The sequence below is a fragment of the Kluyvera ascorbata genome, from assembly GCF_023195735.1.
Lineage (GTDB): Bacteria > Pseudomonadota > Gammaproteobacteria > Enterobacterales > Enterobacteriaceae > Kluyvera > Kluyvera ascorbata.
This window is the reverse complement of record NZ_CP096201.1, coordinates 2,385,764-2,409,069: the sequence shown is the minus strand read 5'-3', so window position 1 is coordinate 2,409,069 and position 23,306 is coordinate 2,385,764. Positions and strand designations below refer to the sequence as shown.

The following is a 23,306-nucleotide window of genomic DNA, read 5'->3' as shown; positions in this document are numbered from 1 at the left end:
GGCAAACTCGTTGCCCTGAGTGATAATTTATTATTTGAACCATTTAGACTTCTGGATGGCTATATGTCCAGATAGTGTCATTTGGCCGTCATTCAGGCAAACGAGAAATCTTCATGACTATTGAAAAATTTTCATGATCCCGATTGAAAGACAAATCCTTCATCCTGCCAACCGGTGATACCGCCAATCATAATTAATACAGGTATTTTCATGTGCGAATATTCCAATCGTCCGTGTACTGCACATTCCCGTCACAGTATTTCCAGGTGATACGCTCATACATCAGCGACACCGCTTCCATGTGATTAATCTGCGCATTCCCGGCCATCTTAGCGTTTGGCATACCTGGATTCACACCGGTAACCTTCACACCCTCGATTGTCATGATGAAATAACACTCTTCTTGCCCTGCATCATTAATACGGTACCAACGTATTTCGGCGCTTTTCAGCTTCTGTCCAGTCGCTACCGCTTTGTAGAGATAAGGAGATGAGGAATCGAACTCTTTCTCAATCAGCATCGGCGAGTGGCTGCGCTTACCTGTTATAGTGCCGTTAACACTATCGACCGGCAGATTTAGTCCGTGACTGAATCCGATGACTTCGATGCTACCCTCGCGATTCTGTACATCTACAGAACCTTTTATGTCAGCACCGCCATCGTCTTTAAGCCACATGTAAGCTGGAATAGGCATATTATTAATTCCTTTTAAAAGTGATTTTGTTTGTGATTAACCAATAACAGGTAATAGTCAAGAGCAAGTGAGATATCACGATTGATACCAGTTCGAATCCTGAATACATCCTATTAGAAAATAGCGATTCATATGGCAGCACGCGGAACAAACTCCAAAACAGAAAAGTAAACCCGAATATTTTTGCGAATCTGCGGAATGCTAATGACACACACACTACAAGAAGGTTCACATAATGAGTTTCGTTCACGATCCCTATATAAACAGTGGTAATCACGCTCAGAACAGGAACACTAATTAGCGTATTTATTAGTACGCTGAAGTATTCTGATAGTGATTCCCAAACCTCTGCGTCCGGCTCCCCTAAAATAAAGTGCGTAACCTTATCAGCGCTCTGGTAATCGAACCGTTTCATGATTGAATCAACCAGCCCTTCATAAGGAACCCACTTCATAACAGCAACCATAATGACAATAAATAATGCTATTTTAATGAATAAGCTAAGGGCATGTCGTGCCATTGGCAACCACCTCTATCGTCCCGTAAGATTTCAGTTTTTTCATACAGGGGACGTCTACCTTCGTCGTTCTTAGCAACGCATCTCGGAGCAAGGCAAAGTCTGAATCATGCGCCAACGTGATGCATCCATCCGAGAGCACGCCAGGGTGCAAGCGGAAATTACCCCGTTTAACGCTTTCTATCCACATGTAGTCATCGATATTCCAATCATCTCGCCACAACGCAAACCACTCCGAATGCTTGAACGTAGCACCACTCGCAAAATGATTATACATGTCCCTGACACCCGCATTTACTCTTGATTTCACACCGCCTTCCGGACGGTCAACAATCCAGTATTTACCCGCAGGAATTGGCCCATTTCCCGAAATCGTCGCACATGCCCCCTTATTCCTGTATATGCCATTACCGGAAAATGCCATAAACGTACCCACTCCATAAATAGAAAGCGGAGAATAATCAGCGCCACTAATAATAAATGTCCCTTTCAGAGTCATAAACTCACCTACTGTTCCTTTAAAAACATGATTCTACAGAACACTGGTACGGCGAATTGATTATGCGTGCTTATTCAAGCTCTATTTTCTGGAGGATATTTAATACAACTAAATACCCAACAACGAATCACTCAGTATTTAGCCACGGATATCAACATGCCTATTCTTCCGGGGCATAAATCATGAACTTTGACGAATATTTACCACAACGTTCGAGGGAAGGAGTGAAAATCCGTCAGGAGAAATTTAAAATGTTCATGATCCCGATTGAAAGGCAAATCCTTCATCCTGCCAACCGGTGATGCCGCCAATCATAATTTTCACCGCGCGCCCAAGCGCGGCCAGTTTCCACGCAGCCTGATCGGCACCGTTGCAGTGCGGCCCCGCGCAGTAGGCCACAAACAGCGTATCCTCAGGCCAGGCCTGCATACGCTCAGCGGTAATATCCGCGTGACGTAGGTGAATGGCTCCGGGAATGTGACGACGTTCGAACGCTTCTGTACTTCCGACAACGTGCAGCAACACGAAATCAACGTCATGTTGCTGCATTGCCGCATGGACATCCGCGCAGTCGGTCTCAAAGCTCAGCCGCTGGCGGAAATGCGCCAGGGCGTCAGCGGGGTTGGCGGCAGGATACTCAGTCACGTAACTCATCGTTTATTCTCCGGTTCTGTGTTACCACTATGGCAACGACCGAATGAGTATAAACAGGCACCCCATGCAACAACCGCCCGTAGAGATGACAGAAAACAGCCAGAAAATGACAAACTGCGCCCCGTTGGTGGTTGTACTTGCCTATGACGGGCTGTGCACCTTTGAATTTGGCGTGGCGGTAGAAATTTTTGGCTTACCGAGACCTGAAATGGGCGATGACTGGTACCGCTTTTCCGTGGCCGCCGTTGATAACGGTGAGCTGCGGGCAACGGGCGGCGTACGGGTGATGTCTGACGGCGATTTAAGCCTACTGGAGAAAGCTGACACCATTGTCGTTCCCGGCTGGCGTGGAATGGATGCCGAGGTCCCATCAACACTCTGCCTGGCACTCAGGCAAGCCCACGAGCGAGGCTGTCGGGTGCTTTCTATCTGCTCCGGCGTTTTTGTCCTGGCAGCAGCCGGTCTGCTTGATGGCAGACGCGCCACTACCCACTGGCGCTACGTTGAACAGCTTCAGACGCGCTATCCGGCCATCGATGTCGTTGAGGATGTGCTGTATATCGCCGCCGGAAACGTGCTGACCTCTGCGGGCAGCGCGGCAGGCATCGATCTCTGCCTGCACGTTGTGCGGTTGGACTATGGCCTTGAGGCAGCGAATCAGGTAGCGCGGCGGCTGGTGATTCAGCCGCATCGTGACGGCGCACAGAAGCAGCAGATAAAACAACCGGTCGCGAGGGATCGTGAAAGCCTGCGTCTCGGGATGCTATTTGATTATCTTTATCAGCATCTGGCGGAAAGCCATAGCGTAAGTTCGCTCGCGAAGCGTGTGGGCATGAGTGAGCGGACATTTCTGCGGCGCTTTCAGGATGCCACAGGAAAAACCCCTGCCCGCTGGCTGCTGGACGAGCGGCTGCAGCATGCCCAGTACCGTCTGACCAACAGTCGTGATAGCGTCGAAAAAGTGGCGGAACTCAGTGGCTTCGGCAATGCGAAAAATCTGCGTTTTCGTTTTCAGCAACATTTTGCAACAAGCCCGCTGGCATACAGAAAAAAATTTACTGCAACAAATAATTAATTAACAAACGGTGGCGTTAGTCTAAGTTTAAATCAGTAGGCTTGTAGGTGCTCGTGATGAGAATCGTTAAAGAGGAGGTCATCATGCTGGATAATATGCAAGTGTTTCTGGTTGGAATGGGCTCATTCTGCTTTCCGGTTTCCTGACTGCCTATTTTAGCGGAAGATGGAATGATTAACGGCCAAAAAAAACCGCCAGTCATACTGGCGGTATAAATGCTTGCATGGATAGATTTTTTGTTTCTACAGTCATCCGCTCTTCCTGATTAGATAACCGTTGCTGGGCATAACTTTAGCACCGCTTTATTCAACTAATGCTAAACGACAAGTACATTATTCAGCCCTGATTGCTTCCACGCTTTTTTACTCCGGCAGCTCGCCTGACGGCCTGCCCATGGTCTGCCAGAGCGGGATTCCTGCAGGTCCTGATGTTCAGGTCGATTCGACCAGATAGACTCGCGACGCGTTTTGAGCGGGGATGTTTTCATGGTTGCCTCCGGGCTGAATATCGAAATTAAATCCATTAACTCAACGATTTACACAGCGATAATAGCAAGCCGAATGGTGAGTTTCGTCAACAACCTCACGTATTTGTAAAGAGTGCTCGCCCCATTACAATAATCATTTTACCTTTTCACCCTACCGAATATGTCAGGTTGTGTAACTGTTAACATTTCGTAAAAATAGCGCCGTTGTCCTTCCTCCAGGAATGATAGCAAGAATGCTCTATTTTGACGTACTTGACCCGCCAGACCTGTGTGCGGGTTTTTTTTATATCTATTTTATGATGCCTGGCACCAGGCTCGGTGCCAGGTATTGATTTAGCAGCGACGTTTATTCACTTAAGCCACGGTTTTTCAGCATCGCCGCAATAAGCGGATCGTGGCCACGCCAATCACGATAAAGCGTTTCTAAATCGCTACTGTTTCCGCGGGACAAAATAGCTTCACGGAAACGCTGACCATTTTCACGATTCAATCCGCCGTGCTCGACAAACCATTGGTAACCGTCATCTGCCAGCATCTGCGTCCATAAATAGGCATAGTATCCCGCGGCATAACCACCGCCGAAAATATGCGAGAAATAGCTGCTGCGATAGCGTGGCGGCACTGCGGCAAGATCCAATTTCTCTTTAATTAAAGCCTCAGCTTCAAACTGTTCAACATTTTGCGGTAGCGCATTGACGTTAAGGCTATGCCAGTTCATATCCAGCAGCGCCGCACTCAACAATTCTGTCATATCGTAGCCTTTATTAAAGTTTGAGGCTCGGAACAGACTCTGACGCAGCGCCTCTGGCATTGGCTCGCCGGTTTCATAGTGACGGGCATAGTGAGCAAAGACGTCAGGATGACTCGCCCAGTGTTCGTTGATTTGCGAAGGAAACTCAACAAAATCACGTGGCGTGCTGGTGCCAGAGAGCGTGGCATAACGTTGATTGGCAAACAGCCCATGCAGCGCATGGCCAAATTCATGGAACAGCGTGATCACATCGTCCCAGGAGATCAGCGCGCTTTTACCGGCGGCGGGCTTCTGATAGTTGCAAACGTTATAGATAACCGGACGCGTTCCCAGCAGAGTGGACTGCGGTACAAAATTGTCCATCCACGCCCCGCCGCTTTTGCTATCTCGGGCGAAGAAGTCGCCGTAAAACAGCGCCATCCCCTCGCCATTGGCGTCGAAAATCTCCCAGACGCGGACATCCGGGTGATATACCGGCAGGTCAAAGCGTTCGATAAATTGAATACCGAACAACTGGCTTGCGGACCAGAAAACACCGTCAATCAGGACGCGCTCAAGGGCAAACCAGGGTTTAATCTGGGCTTCGTCGATAGCGTATTTATCCCGACGAACCTGCTCTGAATAGAACAACCAGTCCCACGCTTGCGCCTCAAATGAGGCAGATTTGCTATCGATAAGGGCCTGAATATCAGCAAGTTCGCTTTCCGCGCGCGCTCGTGCCGCTGGCGCAATCTCACGCATAAAATCAAACGCCGCTTTTGGCGTTTTCGCCATTTGATCAGCCATGCTCCAGCTGGCATAGTCCTCATAACCCAGCAGTGCCGCCTGGCGCGCACGGAGGGCCACCAGTTTCAGCAGTTTTTCGCGGGTGTCATTGTTGTCCCCCTGCTGATTACGCGCCCAGGCCGCTTTAAACAATTTTTCACGCGTATCGCGTCGCTGCAACGCTGCCAGCGCAGGTTGCTGAGTGGTATTGACCAGTGGAATAAGCCAACGCCCGGTTAACCCGCGGTCTTCAGCGGCACTCGCCGCCGCCGCGATTTCATCATCGCTAAACCCCAGCAGCTCGTCTGCGCTTTCTACCACCAGGCCGCCATTTTTCGCCGCGCCAAGCAGACACTGGTGGAACTGGCTACTTAGGGTTGCTGCTTCCGTGTTGAGGGTTTTCAGCTCTGCTTTTTCCACCGGGCCAAGTTTGGCCCCGGCCTGAATAAAGCGTTGATAAACCACCTCTACCAGACGCAGAGACTCCGCATCCAGGCCGAGAGAATCACGCTGCTGCCACACACTTTCAATACGCGCAAACAGGGCATCATTCAGGTAGATGTCGTTAGCCAACCCAGCAAGCTCTGCCGAAAAAGCTTCATCAAGACGCTGTATTTCATCGTTGCTATGCGAGGCCGCCATCGCAAAGAAGACCGCGTTCACGCGTGAGAGCATCTCACCGCTCTTTTCAAGCGCCACAAATGTGTTATCGAAGGTGGCTGCCGCGGGGTTATTGGCAATGTCGGCGATCTCCTGACGCTTGCGCTTGAGCGCTTCATCAAAAGCTGGGCGATAGTGGCTGTCGTTAATCGCATCGAACTGCGGTGCCTGGTAAGGTAACGTACTGCTGGCAAAAAATGGATTCATGGCCGACATCTTGTGCTCCTGAAAATAACAGGCTTCAGAGTAACAAGCCCCTGATAGACCGCAATGGTTTTACCCGAAAAAACGACTGTTTTTCCCTATAGTGACAATAGCGTATTGAGGAAATTCAAGAAATAGACAGGCTGGCAGAACGCTATCCGCAGGAATGGTGTTGATTGAAGGCCATTTACCTTCTATGCGCATCGGCCGTTTCCCGTGAAACCATGGGCTCAGCAGACGCTGTCGTCGTTCAGGGTTTCAGCACGCCAATCTCAACAAGCGCCTGTGTAACCAGTAAGACGAACATGATTGCAACAATTGGAGTGTACATGTTGAACCTCCGGCGAACGTCGCTATAGAGAGTATAGGATATAGCGGCTTAATCGTCTCATGCCGAAGACCAGGCTGGCAAAGTGGCAGATTTTGCTGGGGTTTTGCTGAAAGAAAAAATCTCATTACAAAACAGATGATTGAAAACTGCGTGTTCTGCTATCGTAGATAGCACACTAACGCGTTGAAGGAACAGAGAGATGATCGTACTGGTAACCGGAGCAACGGCGGGTTTTGGCGAAAGCATTACGCGCCGTTTTATTGCCAACGGACACAAAGTGATTGCCACAGGTCGCCGCAATGAACGTTTAAAAGCGCTCAAAGATGAATTAGGCGATAGCGTCCTGACCGTGCAGTTGGACGTGCGTAACCGCGCGGCCATTGAAGAAACCATTGCTAACCTGCCTGCAGAATGGCGCGATATCGATATTCTGGTCAACAACGCCGGGCTGGCGCTGGGTCTGGAGCCGGCGCACCGCGCAAGCGTTGAAGACTGGGAAGACATGATCGACACCAACAACAAAGGTCTGGTGTATATGACGCGTGCCGTGCTGCCAGGTATGGTCGAGCGCAATCGTGGGCACGTGATTAATATTGGTTCCACCGCGGGTAGCTGGCCTTATGCGGGCGGTAACGTTTATGGCGCCACGAAAGCCTTTGTGCGTCAGTTCAGCCTGAACCTGCGAACCGATCTACATGGTACAGCCGTTCGCGTGACCGATATTGAGCCGGGCCTTGTCGGGGGAACCGAATTCTCCAACGTCCGCTTTAAAGGCGATGACAGCAAAGCCGGTAAAACCTACGAAAATGCCAACGCGCTGACACCAGAAGACGTGACGGAAGCGGTATGGTGGGTAGCGACGCTGCCAAAACACGTCAACATCAACACCGTTGAGATGATGCCGGTCAGCCAGACTTACGCAGGCCTGAGCGTTCATCGCCAAAGTTAGCATTTTAACGCAACCCGACCACCGGTCGGGTATGGGCTCGGCGGCAAAAAAAGCGTAAAATAACAGCTTAATCAGCTGATAAGAACGACTCAATGGCCGCCGAAACCCAACTGAACCCAACACAACCTGTTAACCAACAAATTTATCGCATTCTGCGTCGCGATATCGTGCACTGCCTTATTCCGCCAGGCACCCCGCTTTCAGAAAAAGAGGTCTCGTTGCGGTTTGACGTTTCCCGCCAGCCGGTACGCGAAGCGTTTATTAAACTCGCTGAAAACGGTCTGATTCAGATTCGCCCGCAGCGCGGCAGTTATGTGAACAAGATTTCACTGTCTCAGGTTCGTAACGGTTGTTTTGTTCGCCAGGCCATCGAGTGTGCCGTCGCGCGCCGGGCCGCCACCATGATTACCGATGCGCAAAGCTACCAGCTTGAGCAGAATCTGCATCAACAGCGCATTGCCATCGACCGTCAGCAATTAAATGATTTCTTCCTTCTCGACGACGAATTTCACCAGTTGCTGTCAAATATTGCCGATTGTCAGCTAGCCTGGGACACCATCGAAAATATTAAAGCCGCCATCGACCGCGTGCGTTATATGAGCCTCGACCATGTATCCTCTCCGGAAATGCTATTAAAGCAGCATCATGAAATCTTTGATGCGCTGGAAAAACGTGATGTCGCAAGAGTGGATAAAGCGATGACTCAGCATCTTCAGGAGATTGGGGAATCCGTATTGTTGATTCGCCAGGAAAACAGCGATTGGTTTAGTGAAGATTAATGGAACAAGGCCTTCAATAATGAAGGCCTTATTTTTATCGGATCACCATGGTTGGGATATTCGCGTAGCGCAGAATAGATTCGGCGTTCGAACCGAGCAGATGCGTCGAAATACCGCGCTGACGAGAACCAATGACGATAGCGTCGTACTCACCGGTTTTGCTTAACGCAATCACTTCATCACGGATATTGCCAAAGCGCACGTCGGTGTGCAGACGCTCTGCGGGCATATCAAAGAGCCGCTGCAGGTTTTTCATCTTTTTGACGGATTCCGCCTGCATAAACTCTTCAAACTTTTTAATATCCGCTGCGAAGCCGCGTAAAATAGAACGATTGCTGTTTGGCAATACATTTAATAACGTAATCTCACCCGCTTCGCCCGCCAGATAAACGGCATGACGAATCGCTTTATCGCTTAAATCCATTTCAAAAATATCTACAGGCATAAGAATTTTTTTGTACATAGCCCGAGCTCCTTATTCCAGAGGTTCCATTATTATTTCGCTATAACCATGACATATTTATGACTATGTCGATAGCATTAATTCACCAAAATGATAGTTCCAATGTGAAAATAACCGTCCATTATTTCAAATTATTTAAAGGAACATAAAGAAGCGTCATCCTGCTATTTTTTTGTAGGCCGGATAAGCGAAGCGCCATCCGGCAGACCTCGCGCACATTGCCGGATGGCGCTTCGCTTATCCGGCCTACCGCTCACAACCGTTTCCCGCTAATTTCGCTCCGCTAGCTGCTGAACCTCTGCCCATACGCCATCATCAACGGGAATACCGGAACGCATAAAGTTGGCGCGGTTACGCATTTCCATTTCCCCAGGATAGAACACTTCGTGACAACCTTCCGCCGGTGTTGAGGTTTTCACGTAATCAGCCACGCTTTTGGCCATCGTTTCACTCCATTCCGCACCGCCGAAATGTGTCGGGTCAAAGACCATATAGACCTGACTTGCCCCGGTGCAGCTGCCCTCCTGAACCTTGTCAATCTCGTTGGTTGGGGAGCCGGCCGTCAGAAATGCCGCCATCGCATCAAGCAGAATCGCCATACCCGAACCTTTCCAGTAGCCGGTCGGCAGAATACGCATCGACTCTTCGATTGGCCCCGGCTCATCCGTCAAATTCCCCTCTTTATCGTAACCACCGGGGAATGGCAGCTTTTCACCTTTCAGCCGCGTGACTTGAAGTTTGCCGTAGGCATATTGCGACATGGCCATATCCAGGACCAGCGCTCCCTCCTCGGTAGGCACCGCCATGACAAAGGGATTATTTCCCAGACGAGTATTTTTTGCTCCCCAGGCAGGCATACAGGATTCCGTATTCGTCCAGCACATTGCCGCATATCCTTGCTGGGCAGCTTTCCAGCCGTACGTTCCCCCCCGCATCCAGTGGGTAGTATTGCGCATACCAACAATGCCTACGCCATATTCTTTCGCTAACGCCATAGCCCGTTCAGTGGCAAATAACGCGTTGGTAATGCCAATACCTCGACAGCCATCATATATTTCCATGGAAGCCAGCGATTTAATTAATTCAGGCTCCGCCTGAATATCGACCCAGCCTTTATTAACGTAATCAACAAACCGCGCTACGCGATTAAGTCCATGAGAGAAAATTCCATCACAGCTGGTTTCAGTATGAATCTGGGCACAAATATCTGCCTGCTTCTCACTTAGCCCAGCATTGAGAAATGCTTGTTTAACCGTACGCTTCATTTCACTAAATGAAATTTTTGTCATGGTTTAATCTCCAGTCCAATAAGTCATCAGGATAACATCATTACAGAAACTACCATACAAGTATGAATGAATAAAAAAAGCTATCACGCTCACAAAACGACCGCTAATGAGGGTATAAAGCGATGACACATAATCCGCAGGGGAAATAACGATGAGAGGCAATGTCAGAAGAATAGAAGGAAAGCGTGCCGCCAGAACGGCGGCACGAAAAGCGTTTACTGAGCGGCAGCAGCGACGGTCGCTTTTGCGCCCTTGTTCAGCAGCGACAGATAGGCGCTCGTCACCAGCTCCACAAACTGCCCTTCCTGCGGCAGGTCTTTGCCGAAGATAGCTTCGATTGCCAGCAGCGCTTTCACGCGAGATTCACCTTCTTCGCTCTGCTGTACCGCCGCCTGAATCACCGGCAGCAGTGGATCGCACACTTCGATAGCGTTACCTTGCTCATCGACGCCGCCGACGTAGCGCATCCAGCCAGCCACGCCCAGCGCCAACAGCGCGAAGCTGCTGTTATCCGCCAGATGCCAACGCACAGAATCCAGCATACGCTGAGGCAGTTTCTGGCTACCGTCCATCGCAATTTGCCAGGTACGGTGGCGCAGTGCCGGGTTGGTATAGCGTTCGATTAGCAGGTCAGCATAGCGCGCCAGATCGACGTTCTGCACTTTCAGCGTTGGCGCCTGCTCTTTCAGCATCAGGTCATGCGCCGCGCGACGGTAATTTTCGTCACCCATGCAGTCGTTGATATGCTGGTAGCCCGCCAGATAGCCCAGATATGCCAGGAAGGAGTGGCTTCCGTTCAGCATGCGTAGCTTCATCTCTTCGAACGGAATCACATCGCTGACCAGCTCCGCACCCGCCTTTTCCCACGCCGGACGGCCAGCCACGAAGTTATCTTCGATAACCCACTGACGGAACGGTTCACATGCCACGCCAGCCGGATCGCGAACACCGGTCAGCTGTTCAATTTTGTCCAGCGTTTCTGGGGTGACGGCGGGCACAATACGGTCAACCATGGTCGACGGGAACGTTACGTGTGACTCAATCCAGTCGGCCAGACCCGCATCGACAGCGCGCGCATAGGCGCAGACAACGTTACGCATCACGTGACCGTTCTCTGGCATATTGTCACAGGACATCACGCTGAACGCCGGCAAGCCAGCAGCTTTACGACGCGCCAGCGCTTCAACAATCACGCCAGGAGCGGATTTCGGCTGATGCGGGTTTTGCAGGTCAGCCACAATAAATGGGTGATCGAGCATCAGTTGGCCGGTAGCCGGAGAATGGCAATAGCCTTTTTCGGTGATGGTCAGGGAGACAATCGCGACCTGCGGTTCACACATTTTTGCCAGCACGGTTTCCAGACCATCGACCTGGGCGTGCAGCGCTTCTTTGACGACGCCCACCACGCGGGCAGTCCATGCATCCGCGGACATTTCTGCCACGGTGTATAAATTGTCCTGATGATTCAGGTCGGCAATCTGCTGCTCACCGCCGATCAGGTTAACTTCGGTATAACCCCAATCGCTGCCGTGTTCTGCGGCCAGAATATCGGCATAGACAGCCTGATGGGCACGGTGAAATGCACCAAAACCGAGGTGTACAATGCGCGGCACCAGTTTGCTGCGATCGTAAGTTGGGAGAGTTGCCTTAGCGGTTAATAGCTTATTCTGCATCTTTTTGACTCGCTGTAGAGAATGTTGATTGCCATACTAGATTAACGAGTTCATCTGAGGAGATTTTGATTTGCGTTAATATATTGGCGATTGGTATGACATGATTTTTAAGTTGTGTGACAGCATAGGCAAAAGTCATCGCTTCTTACCCATGCTGTCACGGCAGGACGTTAGTTTACCTGTGCAGGGCGGCTCAGCTTGCTGCCCGCTTGCTGCGGTTCGTTCCACAAATCGGCATAAGAATACCCGGTCAGGTCCTCTACAATGCGGCGCGTTTCTGGGGTCACATCGTGTTTCGAACCTTTCGCTTTCAGACGCTCAACCTCATCAACAAAGATTTTGTGCGTACGTTTATTGAGCCGGAAAGTCACGGCCTGCCACAGCGCAATCAGCAACAGACCCGCCGTTCCAATGAACAGCAGCATCGCAATCGTATTCACCGCGCTTTCTGGCTGTACCTGGCTTCCCTTCACAAAGCCCCCTTCTTGCAGCATCACACCCACGATAAAGGTTGCGATGGCTACCGTGGTTTTACGAGAGAACGTCATTACCGCGGCAAACAGGCCTTCACGACGCTGGCGCGTGATCATCTCATCAATATCCGGGATGAACGGGAATACGTTCCACGGCGTGAACTCCAGAACGCAGCGGCCGACCTGATACAATGCCGCCAGCACGACCAGAATGGTGATTTTATTTTCGGTCGGGAACTGGTAAACCATAAACAGTCCGACCAGGCACAGCATCATCAGGGTATAAGCGAAAACGTACAGACGCGATGGACCAAATTTAATGATGGCCACCCCGGCCAACAGCGTTACCGGCAGACCGACAATACTCATCGACAGCAGCGTCCCGGACAGCGATGGCGACACATTCAGGCAGTACACGCAGAAGAAGACAAATACCGTGTTATAGACATCTTTCGCCGTAAACGAGAACAGATAGATAGCCAGATGTTTCCTGAAAGCACGAACCTTCAGCGTGGAAAAATACTCTTTAAACAGGTTGCCAACGGCTGCGATTTTCTCGATGAATGAGCGCGGTTGGCGATCGCGTTCCAGTTCGGCCAGCATCTCTGGCGTTAACTCGCGCTCCCAGGTCACTTTCCAGGAAATGAACACGCAGAACATGAACAGCACCGCGAAGACCACACCGTTAATAAAGTAGGCATGCGGATCGTGTTCGCCAAAATGGCTGATTAATAAACCCGGAATAAAGGTGGCGAGGAAGGTCCCGGATGCCGACAGGAACATACGGCAGGTAGAGAGCTTGGTACGTGAGTTAAAATCCTTGGTCATTTCAGACGGCAGCGTCTCCCACGGGATCAACACAACGGCCGCAATGATTTCAAAGGCCAGGTATACTGCCAGGTAGAACCAGAAGCTCATTCCGGTAACCCATAACAGAATATAAACCAGCATCAACGGCGCGCCGATCAACAAGAAGAAACGCCGACGACCAAAACGCTTACCGAGCGGGTTTTTATAAAAGTGGTCAGTAAAGCTCCCCATAAACAGACTGACGACCGCATCGACAATACGGGCAATCGCGACAATGGAGGCCGCTTCAACCGGCGATAAACCTACAAATGTCGTGTAAAAGAATAAAAGCCAGGCGCCGATAACGGTAAACGCACCGCCGCCCATAATATCTGTTAAGCCATAGCCGATACTGACAGGGATTGTTATTTTTCTATTAGTACGAGACATGTTCTACCCTCATGTAAGGAAGGACGTTAGAATCGGAAATAATTAACGGCGTTATCGTGACAAATATTTTTAATCATCCGCGTTAAGATCCTCTCATTATCAGGAACCTCGCCGCGGTCAACCCAACCACCAATTAAGTTGCAAAGAATACGGCGGAAATAATCATGGCGGGTGTAGGACACCAGGCTACGGGAATCCGTCAGCATGCCGACAAAGTGCATTAATAATCCCTGGTCAGCCAGGCTATTGAGCTGATTTTCCATGCCACGACGGGTATCGTTAAACCACCAGCCAGAACCAAATTGCATTGGGGATTTCACGCCGTCTTCACCCGACTGGAAGTTGGCAATAGTGGTCGCAACCACGTCGTTGTAGCTGGCATTCAGGTTATAAAGAATGGTCTTTGGCAGACCGTTATTCCGCGCCATGGCGTCCAGCAGGCGGTTTAATCCCGCGGCCAGATGAGTTTGATCGGCAACAGAGTCAAAGCCGGTATTGATCCCCAGCTTGCGCAACATCTGAGTGTTATTACTGCGGATGGCGCCAAAGTGAATTTGCATCGCCCAGCCGCGCTTTTTGTATTCGCGGGCCAACATGACAAACAGAGCGCTATTGAGCTGCGCGGTCTCATGAAGGCTCAGCGATTCGCCGTGACGCTTCTTGCTGAACAAGGCGTCGATGCAGGCGGCATCCGCTGGCTGATACTCGATGGTGACAGGGCCATGATCCGAGATGCGGCACCCTGTTTCGTGGAAATGATCGATTCTCTTAGCCAATGCCGCCGAGAAGTCGCCAAAAGCGTGAGTCTCCGTTCCCGTTATCTGCGCGAGTTTGTCGGCAAACTGAGAAAATGCCTGCGCGTCTTCGATAAAAAGGTCATCCGGGCGGAACGTTGGCAGCACCTGTGTTTTGAAGGTGGCATCCTGCTTGAGCAGGCGATGATATTCCAGCGAGTCCAACGGTGCGTCGGTGGTGCAAATCACGGCCACGTTCGAACGTTCAATCAGGCGGCGCGGTTTAAAGTCATCGGTTGTAATTTGTTGATTACAATGCTGCATTACCTGCTGCCAGTTTTCGCTGCTCAACATGTCATTGCAGCCGAAATATTTATTCAGTTCCAGATGGGTCCAGTGATACAGCGGATTACCGAAAGCAGCTTCTACGGTTTCCGCCCAGGCTTTAAATTTCTCCTCCGCCGTTGCCGCCCCGGTAATATAATGCTCTGAAATACCGTTAGCACGCATTGCGCGCCATTTATAATGGTCTCCGGCCAGCCATAGCTGGGTGATATTATCGAAGTTCTTGTTTTCGTAGATCTCTTTTGCATCAAGGTGACAGTGATAGTCGATAATCGGCAATTGAGTGGCTACATCTTTATATAACCGAGCACCAACGTCACTCTCGATCATGAATCGATCGTTAATAAAGCTCATAATATTTTATTAACCTAATGTGTATGGGTTGAGGATGTCATTTTTATAATTAACAGCCCATCACCCTAAAGCGATGGGCAGTGTTTTAAGCATATTGTTGGTTGGTTTTTTTCTCTTCTGCAGACTGCATATCGGCTGCATCTGCGGCAAGGCTAAGGTCGCGGTCGCAAACTTCCGGCATCATCAATGCAGAAATAAGGCCAATCAGCGAATAGCAAACCAGCATGATAACAATCGGATACCAGGAACCCGTCATGTTGCAGAAAATACCTGCAAGCACCGGTCCAAAACCAACAGCCACCAGACCACCCGCCTCTTTCGAGATAGCCATGCGAGTAAAACGATTACGAGAGCCAAACATTTCTGCCATCGTAATATTTTCCAATGCAAACAGCCCCAGCACCGCGAAATTATGGATAATGATAATTGACAGCATAATCACGCTAGCGCTGTAGGTTTTATCCACGATAATAGCCAGCATAGGGTACGCAAGAATAATGGCTGAAATGCTCAGTAAGATGTAAGGCAGCCGGCGACCATATTTATCCGACAACCAACCGAGCAGTGGAATCGTCAGGAAGCCGATAATGGAGCTAATCATTAGCGCATCTGTTGGGATCTTTTTATCAAACAGCAGTGTCTGTACAAGATATCCCGCAAGAAAGGTCTGAATTAACCCTGAGTTCCCCGCCTGACCAAATCGAAGTCCAGTGGCCAGCCAGAAAGATTTACTGCGAAGCATAGCGCCAATGGTGTTATCACTCGCCGGAGAGTGGCTAACCAAAGCGTCCCCTTCGCTGACTTTCTCAAATACCGGGCTCTCTTTCAGATTCAGACGCAGCCAGATAGCAAAGATCATCACCACAACGCTTGCCAGGAAAGGCACGCGCCAGCCCCACGCCACCAGCGCTTCACGATCGAGCAAGAAGAACATCACGGCCCAGATAGCGGTCGCGCTCAGCGTTCCGCAGTTTGTACCCATCGCGACTAATGACGAAATTAACCCACGTTTGCCTTTGGGGGCATATTCCGCCAGCATCGTCCCCGCACCTGAAATTTCAGCACCGGCACCCAGCCCCTGAATGACGCGTAATGTCACCAGCAGTACAGGAGCAAAAATGCCAATCTGTGCATAGGTGGGTAACACGCCAATCAAGGTAGTACATATTCCCATCATGGTGATGGTAATAAATAACACCTTTTTACGTCCTACGCGGTCTCCCATCTTGCCGAAAATAACGGCACCAATAATGCGCGCAATATATCCCGCGCCGTAGGTCCCCATCGCCAGAATTAATGCCATTGCCGCAGACTGTTCTGGGAAAAATATCTCATGAAAAACTAATGCCGCACCTAAGGAATAGAGTTGAAAATCCATAAACTCCAATGCAGTTCCAAGCCAACCAGAAACAGCGGCTCTCACTAAATCAGATGTCGTTCTTTCATGTGTTAATTGCGTCATTGCAGTCATATCCAGGTAAGATGCGAACAGCTCAATCGCATTATTTAATTTTATTTATCGAACGTAAGCAGGACCTTACAGCAAGATTTTTGGTCTTTCTCAAACAGTTCGATTGCATCAATTACATGGTGATAATCGAAGTAATGCGTTATTAATTTATCAGGTTCAATTAACCCTTTTTCCAGCCATTCCAGTACCACTGGGAATTTATTCGCATTCAGGCGTGAGGAGAAAATGGACAGCTCTTTACCGGTAATGCCCTGCTGGGTAATTGTCGATGGGTCGCTTGAGAAGCCCATCAGCACAATACGCGCCGCCGGAGAAGCCAGCGTAATGGCCTCCTGCAGAATCGTTGGATGACAAGCGGCATCGACAATAAGCGTCGGTTTGATCCCCTTTTCTTCCAGCCAATCCGCAAGCGGTTTATCACCATTGTTGATAACCCAGTCAGCACCGCAACGCTCTGCCATCGCCAATCGTTCATTTATTCTATCGACGACGATCGCTTGTTTAACGTGATAGACGCCTTTGAGCGCCTGCAGGGTCGTCAATCCCATCGGGCCTGCGCCATAAATTAATGCCACGTCAGCTTCCGTTGGCTTAACCTGTCCGGTAACGTTCGCCGCGATGGTAAAAGGCTCAACCATCACCGCATGGTGGTCGGCAATATTGTCGGCGACCAACCAGGCATTTTTTGCCGGTACCACCGCATATTCGCTAAAGCCACCATCACGATGGACACCGAGCACCACCAGAGAAGTACATACGTTAGGTTTCCCCGCCGAGCACGGATAGCAATGACCACAGCTAATGACCGGGTCGATACATACGCGCTGGCCGATTTCCTTATCGGTGACACCTTCGCCAACCGCATCAATCACGCCGAAGAATTCATGCCCGATAACGCGTGGGTAACGGGCAAACGGGTTGTGGCCGCGGTAAATATGGCTATCGGAACCGCAGATACCCGCCAATTTTACTTTTACGCGCACTTCGCCGATTCCGGGCTCCGCCCGTTCCCGTTCTTCAATCACGAGCGCATTTGGCTCTTTAATCACTATGCTTTTCATTCTGGATTCCTTATTACCAGTTCCACAGCGTGCCATCTTCCAGTCGTGCTACCGGCAGGTAGGCAGGTTCATACGGATATTTTGCTGCCAGTTTTTCATCAAACTCGATGCCCAATCCTGGTTTGTCGCCAGGGTGCATATAACCGTTATCGAAGGTCCAGCTATGCGGGAAGACTTCCAGCATCTGCTCGGAATACCCCATATATTCCTGCACGCCGAAGTTTGGTACCCACAGGTCAAAGTGCAGCGCAGCCGCCATGCAAACTGGAGAGAGATCCGATGGTCCATGAGAACCGGTGCGTACCTGATAGAGTGAGGCAAAGTCGGCAATACGGCGCATACCGGTGATGCCGCCCGCATGGGTAATGGTGGTGCGGATATAGTCAATCAGCTGTTCTTCAATCAGCTGTTTACAATCCCAGATGCTGTTGAACACTTCGCCAACCGCAATCGGAGTAACGGTGTGCTGGCGAATCAGACGGAAGCACTCCTGGTTCTCGGCCGGCGTTGGGTCTTCCATCCAGAACAGGCGGTAATCTTCGATGCTCTTACCAAAACGGGCCGCTTCAATTGGGGTCAGGCGATGGTGCATATCGTGCAGCAGGTGTTCGTCAAAACCGAACTCGCTACGTACGGCATCAAAAAGTTTCGGCGTGAAGTCGAGGTATTTCTCGGTCGACCACAGCTGCTCTTCCGGCCACTGCCCTTTGGTAGCGGGTTCGTAGGCCAGACCTTTACCTTTGGACATCCCGTAGGTGGTTTTCATCCCCGGTACGCCGCACTGCACGCGAATGGCTTTGAATCCCATCTCTTTATGACGCGCGTAATCTTCCAGCACTTCATCAATGGTACGACCGGTCGTGTGGCAGTAAACCATCACGCCTTCGCGGGATGCGCCACCCAGCAACTGGTATAGCGGCATATTGGCGGCTTTGGCTTTAATGTCCCACAGCGCCATATCAACCGCCGAGATAGCGGACATGGTCACCGGGCCGCGACGCCAGTAGGCGCCTTTGTAGAAGAACTGCCAGATGTCTTCAATGCGGTGCGCATCGCGCCCCACCAGCTGCGGGCACAGATGATCCTTCAGGTAGGAGGCAACGGGCAGTTCGCGACCATTTAGCGTTGCGTCACCGTAGCCAACCAAGCCGCTATCGGTGGTAATTTTCAGCGTGACGAAGTTACGTCCAGGACAGGTTACAAAAACCTCAGCACCCACAATTTTCATCTTCAATCCTTAAATTCACATCTCATCGGTTAGTGAGGCGAACTTACGCCTCAGTCTACTACCATACAAGTATAAAAATCGAAAATTACCAGTGAAGATCACAAAAATTCAGCGGTGGGTTGCGAGAGAAATGATGGGAAAATACGAAGAGAAATGAGGCAGTGCGGCCCTCTCAGGCCGCATATTAGCTACGTCCCCAACCGGCGACAATAATCAACATTCCGCACAGCGCGACCACGGCGCCGAGCCAGTCGTACACGGTGAGTTTTTCACCTTCGACAACCCGCAACCACAGCAGCGCGGTGAAGATATAAACGCCACCGTAGGCCGCATACACGCGGCCGCTGGCAGCGGGATGCAGCGTTAAAAGCCAGACAAACATCGCCAGCGCAAGCCCCGCAGGGACCAGCAGCAAAGGCGTCGCTCCCCGCTTCAACCAAAGCCACGGGAGATAACAGCCAATAATTTCGCACAGCGCGGTGGCAAAAAAGAGTAGAGAAGTCTTTAACATCGTTATTCATCATCAACATACGAATGGCCTATCATACTCAAATATCAAGCACATTCGACCACGCTATTTTCACGGGTATGCCGGTGGTGAGAGTTGTAGTAGACTGGCTTAAGGAGTTATCGTTTTCACTACGTTAAAGGAACTCATCGATGAAAATTACACTTAGCAAACGCCTGTGCCTGACGGCTATGCTGACGCTGGGTGCCTTTGTGTACACCGCCTCTGCTTCTGCTGAAACCAACAAACTGGTTATTGAATCTGGCGATAGCGCACAGAGTCGCCAGAACGCGGCGATGGATAAAGAGCAATGGAACGACACCCGTCAGCTGCGTCAGAAAGTTAACAAACGCGCTGAAAAAGAGTGGGATAAAGCAGATGTTGCTTTTGATGCCCGTGACAACTGCCTGAAAAGCACCAACGTGAACGCGTACTGGGAGCCAAATACCCTACGCTGCCTTGACCGCTCAACCGGACGAGTCATCAGATAATATTAAAAAGGGCGCTATTTAGCGCCCTTTTCTATTCAATATCATTAGCTTAATAATACTGAATGGTGTTCTTAATCGTGTAATGTTCAGTGACCGATGGGGTCACACTCTGGTCAACGATGGTCAGATCGCAGCTCACAGGGTTGTCATGTCGGTCATAGTCGCAGCTCTGGGTTACGTTTCCCGCCGGCTTCTTATTGAGCAGGCTCACCGCGGTGTAGTTGAGCTTTTTACGGGCGTCCTGCGACGGCGTTGAGATAACCGACAGCGTGATACCTTTTTGCGTTGACACCTTGCCCAGCGGATAACCTTCACTATCGTAATGGTAGTCCACCTCGCCGTCCTTACCGAGCGCTTTCACCACGAAGCCATTGTCATCGGTCTCCCATTTGACGCCCGCCGACGGAAACTCAGACAGCTGGCACTTCCCCTGAAGAAGGACACGCTTTTCATGGGTGACACCATCAAGGTAATAGTTAGCATTCAGGACCAGCAGCGCGCCGGTATCCTGCTCAATATCATGAAATTCAAGCAGGTCGAAACACCCTTCCTGTGACAGCTGCGCGCTCACGCGTTTCGCCACCTCACCTTTCTCATTGAGCAACGTCTGGCTGAAATCCTTAACCGGGCCGCGCAGCGGGTCAAAATCAAACTCATTAGAAAAACTTGCCATTTCTGGGGTGAATGCCGCAGGGGGATTATTGTTATCACAGCCGGCGAGTACGGTCATCACGCAGGCCAGTAAGATCAGTTTCTTCACGTCACAATCCTGTTCTAGAAATTTTTCCAGTTCTATTAGCACGTTAATAACAATTCGTACCTTAACCCGCACGTTCGCTCATGGGCACGCTTTCTGGCTATGAGCCCCGGTGTTCTGGCATGAATGTATTTATAGTATGGCTATATTAATCAATATCGTAGCATAGCCGTTACCAGGATGTTCCCCATTACTTTAAAGGGGAATAGAACCGTGATGCTTACACGAAGGCTTTGAGCAGAAACTAAGCGTAGTTTAGTTTGGTCTACCTGTAACCTGACGGTTTCGCTACATAGGTTGTCACCTTTGCGTCGGTAATCCGCCTGTTGATTGAGCAGGATAAAGGAAGTCGAACGCAAAGGAGAGTCGCCATGTTACAAGAACCATCGCAAAAATATTCCCCCCATATTCCCATCTCGCTGCCTGACCGCCAGTGGCCGAATAAACAGCTAACTCAGGCCCCACGCTGGCTTTCCACCGACCTGCGCGACGGTAATCAGGCGTTGGCGGAACCGATGGATTCAGCACGAAAATTACGTTTCTGGGAGCTGTTGATCAGATGTGGTTTTAAGGAGATTGAAGTGGCCTTTCCTGCCGCGTCAGAGACCGATTTCCAGTTTGTTCGCCAACTGATTGAAGACAACCTGATACCAAAAGATGTCACAATTCAGGTGCTCACCCAGGCGCGTACCGATCTGATTGAACGCACCTTCGCAGCGCTTGATGGCGCGGAGAGCGCGACAGTGCACCTGTATAACGCTACTGCGCCCCTTTTCCGTGAACTGGTGTTCCGCCAGAGCAAAGAAGAAATCATCCAGTTGGCTGCAAGCGCAACGCAAAAAATTCGCGCACTGTGTGAAGCTAACCCACAGACCCGATGGCGCTATGAATATTCCCCGGAAACATTTTGTTTTACCGAGCCTGATTTTGCCCTGCAAATTTGTGAAGCGGTCGCTGATGTCTGGGAACCCTCCCCTGAAAGGCAAATGATCATTAATCTGCCTGCGACCGTTGAAGTGAATACCCCGAATGTGTACGCCGATCAGATAGAGTATTTTTGCCGCCATTTTTCACGACGCAATGCAGTTTGTATCAGCGTGCACCCGCATAATGACCGCGGAAGCGGTGTCGCCAGCGCGGAGTTGGCCATACTCGCAGGCGCAGACCGCGTAGAGGGGTGTCTGTTTGGCAACGGTGAGCGCACGGGAAACGTGTGTCTGGTTACGCTCGCAATGAACCTCTACAGTCAGGGAATATCGCCGAAACTTGATTTTAGCGATATGAAACACGTCGTCGAAGTGGTCGAGCAATGTAACCAGTTGCCTGTCCATCCGCGTCATCCTTATGCCGGTAAACTCGCCTTTACTGCCTTTTCTGGTTCGCACCAGGACGCTATCAAAAAGGGATTCACCGCACGGGGACAATCCGCTAGTGAGCGCTGGGAAATGCCTTACCTTCCCGTCGACCCAAACGATATTGGCTGCAGCTACGAAGCAGTGATTCGCGTTAACAGCCAGTCAGGGAAAAGCGGTGCGGCATGGATATTAGAGCAAAATCACGGTCTCAAACTCCCGCGCCGTCTGCAGCAGGACTTTAGCCACCATGTGCAAAGACAGACGGATAGCGATGGTCGCGAAATGACGCTGGCGGATATCTGGCACTTATTCCGTAAGCTTTATATTCGCTTTCAAACAGCCGAGTGGCAATTGCTGGAATACCAGAGTGAAAGCCTGGAGGACGGCGGAACGTCGCTTCGTGCGCGAATTCAAACAGCAGATGGCACCATAGCGTTAAAGGGAAAAGGTAATGGGTTGCTTTCAGCTGCCGCCGATGCACTGAAATCGCAGTGTAAATTGGCCTTCACGATTGAAGACTATCATGAGCATACGCTCGGCAGACATAACGAGAGTCGGTCTGCGGCCTATATTTACTGTACGTTTGCCGATGGTGAAAGCCGCTGGGGTGTGTGCATCAACAACGACGTCGCCCGAGCGTCATTGCAGGCATTGCTGAATGCCGTGTCACTTTATCCACGCTACTGAAAGTAATCACTTGGGGAAGCCCCCAGAATACGACGGAACATGGCACTAAATGCGCTGTGGCTTTCATACCCGAGTTCCAGCGCCACGCGTAAAACCGATTGCCCCTGGGCAAGATAATTGAGGGCAATCATCAATTTTGCGCGCCGCACCCACTCGCTGAATGACAGCCCCGTTTGTCTTTGGAAATGCCGTAACAACGTTCTCTCACTCACGTTGAGCTGGGCCGCGGCCATCGCGGCGGTCCAGGATTTACCGGGTTCGTTCTGAATCTGCTGACACAGCGTCTGTAGTGCGGGTGTTTTTGGTTCAGGAAGATTAAACGGCAGCACGTTCATTACGCGGATCTCATCCAGAATCAGTTCATAGATTCTTTCTTCACGGGTTCCGGCTGCGTAATGTGTGGGCAACGACAACGAATTAATAATCAATTCTCGCAGCAAATCTGAAATCTGAACAACCTGGCAAACTGAAGGTAAGTCAGCCCGGGCAAAAGGATCGATAAACAAGGTTCTGGCGGCAACGTTGCCTGTTATCTTAAGGCAATGATACGTCCCTGCTGGCAACCATACACCCCGACTAGGCGGGACAATCCAGTATCCCTGCTCCGTTTCGACCCTTACGACACCACTCAGCGTGTGCAGCAACTGCGCGCAATCATGACGATGCCAGGGTTCCGTCGCACCGTGAGGGTAATCATGGGCAAAAGGAACCAATGGCCGCGTAGAGAAGTTAAACTGAAGGCTCGTCGTCATCATTTTATTTCTGAAAAAGAAATGAAAGTAGCATAGAAATTGTAATGTAAGGAAGTATGGT

At 50.5% G+C, this 23,306-nt stretch carries 22 protein-coding genes; 6 read left to right on the top strand and 16 right to left on the bottom strand.

Translation table 11 applies throughout. The annotated features are described in order from the left end of the window. Positions 1-208: 208 nt before the first annotated feature. The 3 genes from MY052_RS11370 to MY052_RS11360 form a co-directional block, all read right to left on the bottom strand. The gene (locus MY052_RS11370; protein ID WP_035895746.1) at positions 209-694 is read right to left on the bottom strand and encodes an Hcp family type VI secretion system effector; all 486 of its coding nucleotides are present in this window, start codon (positions 692-694) and stop codon (positions 209-211) included. Between the two features lie 500 nt (positions 695-1,194). Next, positions 1,195-1,710 carry a DUF2778 domain-containing protein gene (locus MY052_RS11365; RefSeq protein WP_035895750.1) on the bottom strand — a complete coding sequence of 172 codons (516 nt, stop codon included), beginning with the start codon at positions 1,708-1,710 and terminating at the stop codon, positions 1,195-1,197. 255 nt (positions 1,711-1,965) lie between these two features. Next, positions 1,966-2,364 (bottom strand): rhodanese-like domain-containing protein, encoded by a 399-nt coding sequence (locus tag MY052_RS11360; RefSeq protein WP_248538833.1) that lies wholly within the window; start codon positions 2,362-2,364, stop codon positions 1,966-1,968. 85 nt (positions 2,365-2,449) lie between these two features. Between MY052_RS11360 and ftrA the strand changes: the two genes are divergently transcribed. Next, the gene (ftrA, locus tag MY052_RS11355) at positions 2,450-3,439 is read left to right on the top strand and encodes a transcriptional regulator FtrA (protein WP_248538932.1); all 990 of its coding nucleotides are present in this window, start codon (positions 2,450-2,452) and stop codon (positions 3,437-3,439) included. 124 nt (positions 3,440-3,563) lie between these two features. Further along, positions 3,564-3,617: a hypothetical protein gene (locus MY052_RS24300; protein ID WP_420828642.1), complete on the top strand. Its 54-nt coding sequence runs from the start codon at positions 3,564-3,566 to the stop codon at positions 3,615-3,617. A gap of 138 nt (positions 3,618-3,755) precedes the next feature. On the opposite strand, the gene MY052_RS11345 is transcribed toward MY052_RS24300, so the two are convergent. Both MY052_RS11345 and dcp read right to left on the bottom strand, forming a co-directional pair. Beyond that, positions 3,756-3,926: a hypothetical protein gene (locus tag MY052_RS11345; RefSeq protein WP_185064505.1), complete on the bottom strand. Its 171-nt coding sequence runs from the start codon at positions 3,924-3,926 to the stop codon at positions 3,756-3,758. A 346-nt stretch (positions 3,927-4,272) separates the two neighbouring features. After that, a complete protein-coding gene (dcp, locus tag MY052_RS11340; protein ID WP_248538832.1) occupies positions 4,273-6,318 on the bottom strand; it encodes a peptidyl-dipeptidase Dcp in 2,046 nt (681 codons plus the stop codon). Between the two features lie 518 nt (positions 6,319-6,836). Here dcp and ydfG point away from each other — a divergent pair. Continuing rightward, positions 6,837-7,586, top strand: coding sequence for a bifunctional NADP-dependent 3-hydroxy acid dehydrogenase/3-hydroxypropionate dehydrogenase YdfG (gene ydfG, locus MY052_RS11335; RefSeq protein WP_035897125.1), 750 nt, complete (start codon positions 6,837-6,839; stop codon positions 7,584-7,586). Between the two features lie 92 nt (positions 7,587-7,678). Then, on the top strand, positions 7,679-8,365 hold the full coding sequence (locus MY052_RS11330; protein ID WP_035897123.1) for a GntR family transcriptional regulator: 687 nt from the start codon (positions 7,679-7,681) through the stop codon (positions 8,363-8,365). Between the two features lie 34 nt (positions 8,366-8,399). Here the strand turns inward: MY052_RS11330 and MY052_RS11325 are convergent, their stop codons facing one another. From MY052_RS11325 to MY052_RS11285, 9 genes are all read right to left on the bottom strand, one after another. Next, complete coding sequence (locus MY052_RS11325) at positions 8,400-8,828, bottom strand: universal stress protein (protein WP_035897121.1); 429 nt, start codon at positions 8,826-8,828, stop codon at positions 8,400-8,402. 269 nt (positions 8,829-9,097) lie between these two features. Then, on the bottom strand, positions 9,098-10,117 hold the full coding sequence (gene yiaK / locus MY052_RS11320) for a 3-dehydro-L-gulonate 2-dehydrogenase (protein WP_248538831.1): 1,020 nt from the start codon (positions 10,115-10,117) through the stop codon (positions 9,098-9,100). Between the two features lie 215 nt (positions 10,118-10,332). Beyond that, a complete protein-coding gene (locus tag MY052_RS11315) occupies positions 10,333-11,790 on the bottom strand; it encodes a mannitol dehydrogenase family protein (protein ID WP_248538830.1) in 1,458 nt (485 codons plus the stop codon). Positions 11,791-11,960: 170 nt separating this feature from the next. Further along, the gene (locus MY052_RS11310; protein WP_248538829.1) at positions 11,961-13,502 is read right to left on the bottom strand and encodes an MFS transporter; all 1,542 of its coding nucleotides are present in this window, start codon (positions 13,500-13,502) and stop codon (positions 11,961-11,963) included. 26 nt (positions 13,503-13,528) lie between these two features. Further along, positions 13,529-14,935 (bottom strand): glucuronate isomerase, encoded by a 1,407-nt coding sequence (gene uxaC / locus MY052_RS11305; protein ID WP_248538828.1) that lies wholly within the window; start codon positions 14,933-14,935, stop codon positions 13,529-13,531. A gap of 85 nt (positions 14,936-15,020) precedes the next feature. Then, the gene (locus tag MY052_RS11300) at positions 15,021-16,397 is read right to left on the bottom strand and encodes an MFS transporter (protein WP_248538827.1); all 1,377 of its coding nucleotides are present in this window, start codon (positions 16,395-16,397) and stop codon (positions 15,021-15,023) included. 50 nt (positions 16,398-16,447) lie between these two features. After that, positions 16,448-17,467, bottom strand: coding sequence for a Zn-dependent oxidoreductase (locus tag MY052_RS11295; protein ID WP_248538826.1), 1,020 nt, complete (start codon positions 17,465-17,467; stop codon positions 16,448-16,450). A gap of 13 nt (positions 17,468-17,480) precedes the next feature. Beyond that, the gene (gene rspA / locus MY052_RS11290; protein WP_035894546.1) at positions 17,481-18,695 is read right to left on the bottom strand and encodes a starvation-sensing protein RspA; all 1,215 of its coding nucleotides are present in this window, start codon (positions 18,693-18,695) and stop codon (positions 17,481-17,483) included. 184 nt (positions 18,696-18,879) lie between these two features. Further along, entirely contained in the window at positions 18,880-19,206 is a 327-nt protein-coding gene (locus MY052_RS11285) for a YnfA family protein (protein ID WP_035894545.1), read from the bottom strand. Positions 19,207-19,355: 149 nt separating this feature from the next. Between MY052_RS11285 and MY052_RS11280 the strand changes: the two genes are divergently transcribed. Then, positions 19,356-19,694 (top strand): DUF1283 family protein, encoded by a 339-nt coding sequence (locus tag MY052_RS11280; protein WP_035894544.1) that lies wholly within the window; start codon positions 19,356-19,358, stop codon positions 19,692-19,694. A gap of 49 nt (positions 19,695-19,743) precedes the next feature. Here MY052_RS11280 and MY052_RS11275 read toward each other — a convergent pair whose 3' ends face one another. Further along, positions 19,744-20,454: a YnfC family lipoprotein gene (locus MY052_RS11275; RefSeq protein ID WP_123651952.1), complete on the bottom strand. Its 711-nt coding sequence runs from the start codon at positions 20,452-20,454 to the stop codon at positions 19,744-19,746. Positions 20,455-20,822: 368 nt separating this feature from the next. Here MY052_RS11275 and leuA point away from each other — a divergent pair, with 368 nt between their 5' ends. Next, positions 20,823-22,493: a 2-isopropylmalate synthase gene (gene leuA / locus MY052_RS11270; protein ID WP_248538931.1), complete on the top strand. Its 1,671-nt coding sequence runs from the start codon at positions 20,823-20,825 to the stop codon at positions 22,491-22,493. Here the strand turns inward: leuA and MY052_RS11265 are convergent. Further along, a complete protein-coding gene (locus MY052_RS11265; RefSeq protein ID WP_248538930.1) occupies positions 22,487-23,245 on the bottom strand; it encodes an AraC family transcriptional regulator in 759 nt (252 codons plus the stop codon). The two genes, leuA and MY052_RS11265, sit on opposite strands and share 7 nt — an antisense overlap. Between the last annotated feature and the right edge of the window lie 61 nt (positions 23,246-23,306).

Coding starts and splice junctions, on each gene's coding strand:
- MY052_RS11370 (WP_035895746.1), bottom strand. CDS start 694: ATGCCTATTCCAGCTTACATGTGGCTTAAAGACGATGGCGGTGCTGAC.
- MY052_RS11365 (WP_035895750.1), bottom strand. CDS start 1,710: ATGACTCTGAAAGGGACATTTATTATTAGTGGCGCTGATTATTCTCCG.
- MY052_RS11360 (WP_248538833.1), bottom strand. CDS start 2,364: ATGAGTTACGTGACTGAGTATCCTGCCGCCAACCCCGCTGACGCCCTG.
- ftrA (WP_248538932.1), top strand. CDS start 2,450: ATGACAGAAAACAGCCAGAAAATGACAAACTGCGCCCCGTTGGTGGTT.
- MY052_RS11345 (WP_185064505.1), bottom strand. CDS start 3,926: ATGAAAACATCCCCGCTCAAAACGCGTCGCGAGTCTATCTGGTCGAAT.
- dcp (WP_248538832.1), bottom strand. CDS start 6,318: ATGTCGGCCATGAATCCATTTTTTGCCAGCAGTACGTTACCTTACCAG.
- ydfG (WP_035897125.1), top strand. CDS start 6,837: ATGATCGTACTGGTAACCGGAGCAACGGCGGGTTTTGGCGAAAGCATT.
- MY052_RS11330 (WP_035897123.1), top strand. CDS start 7,679: ATGGCCGCCGAAACCCAACTGAACCCAACACAACCTGTTAACCAACAA.
- MY052_RS11325 (WP_035897121.1), bottom strand. CDS start 8,828: ATGTACAAAAAAATTCTTATGCCTGTAGATATTTTTGAAATGGATTTA.
- yiaK (WP_248538831.1), bottom strand. CDS start 10,117: ATGACAAAAATTTCATTTAGTGAAATGAAGCGTACGGTTAAACAAGCA.
- MY052_RS11315 (WP_248538830.1), bottom strand. CDS start 11,790: ATGCAGAATAAGCTATTAACCGCTAAGGCAACTCTCCCAACTTACGAT.
- MY052_RS11310 (WP_248538829.1), bottom strand. CDS start 13,502: ATGTCTCGTACTAATAGAAAAATAACAATCCCTGTCAGTATCGGCTAT.
- uxaC (WP_248538828.1), bottom strand. CDS start 14,935: ATGAGCTTTATTAACGATCGATTCATGATCGAGAGTGACGTTGGTGCT.
- MY052_RS11300 (WP_248538827.1), bottom strand. CDS start 16,397: ATGACGCAATTAACACATGAAAGAACGACATCTGATTTAGTGAGAGCC.
- MY052_RS11295 (WP_248538826.1), bottom strand. CDS start 17,467: ATGAAAAGCATAGTGATTAAAGAGCCAAATGCGCTCGTGATTGAAGAA.
- rspA (WP_035894546.1), bottom strand. CDS start 18,695: ATGAAAATTGTGGGTGCTGAGGTTTTTGTAACCTGTCCTGGACGTAAC.
- MY052_RS11285 (WP_035894545.1), bottom strand. CDS start 19,206: ATGTTAAAGACTTCTCTACTCTTTTTTGCCACCGCGCTGTGCGAAATT.
- MY052_RS11280 (WP_035894544.1), top strand. CDS start 19,356: ATGAAAATTACACTTAGCAAACGCCTGTGCCTGACGGCTATGCTGACG.
- leuA (WP_248538931.1), top strand. CDS start 20,823: ATGTTACAAGAACCATCGCAAAAATATTCCCCCCATATTCCCATCTCG.
- MY052_RS11265 (WP_248538930.1), bottom strand. CDS start 23,245: ATGACGACGAGCCTTCAGTTTAACTTCTCTACGCGGCCATTGGTTCCT.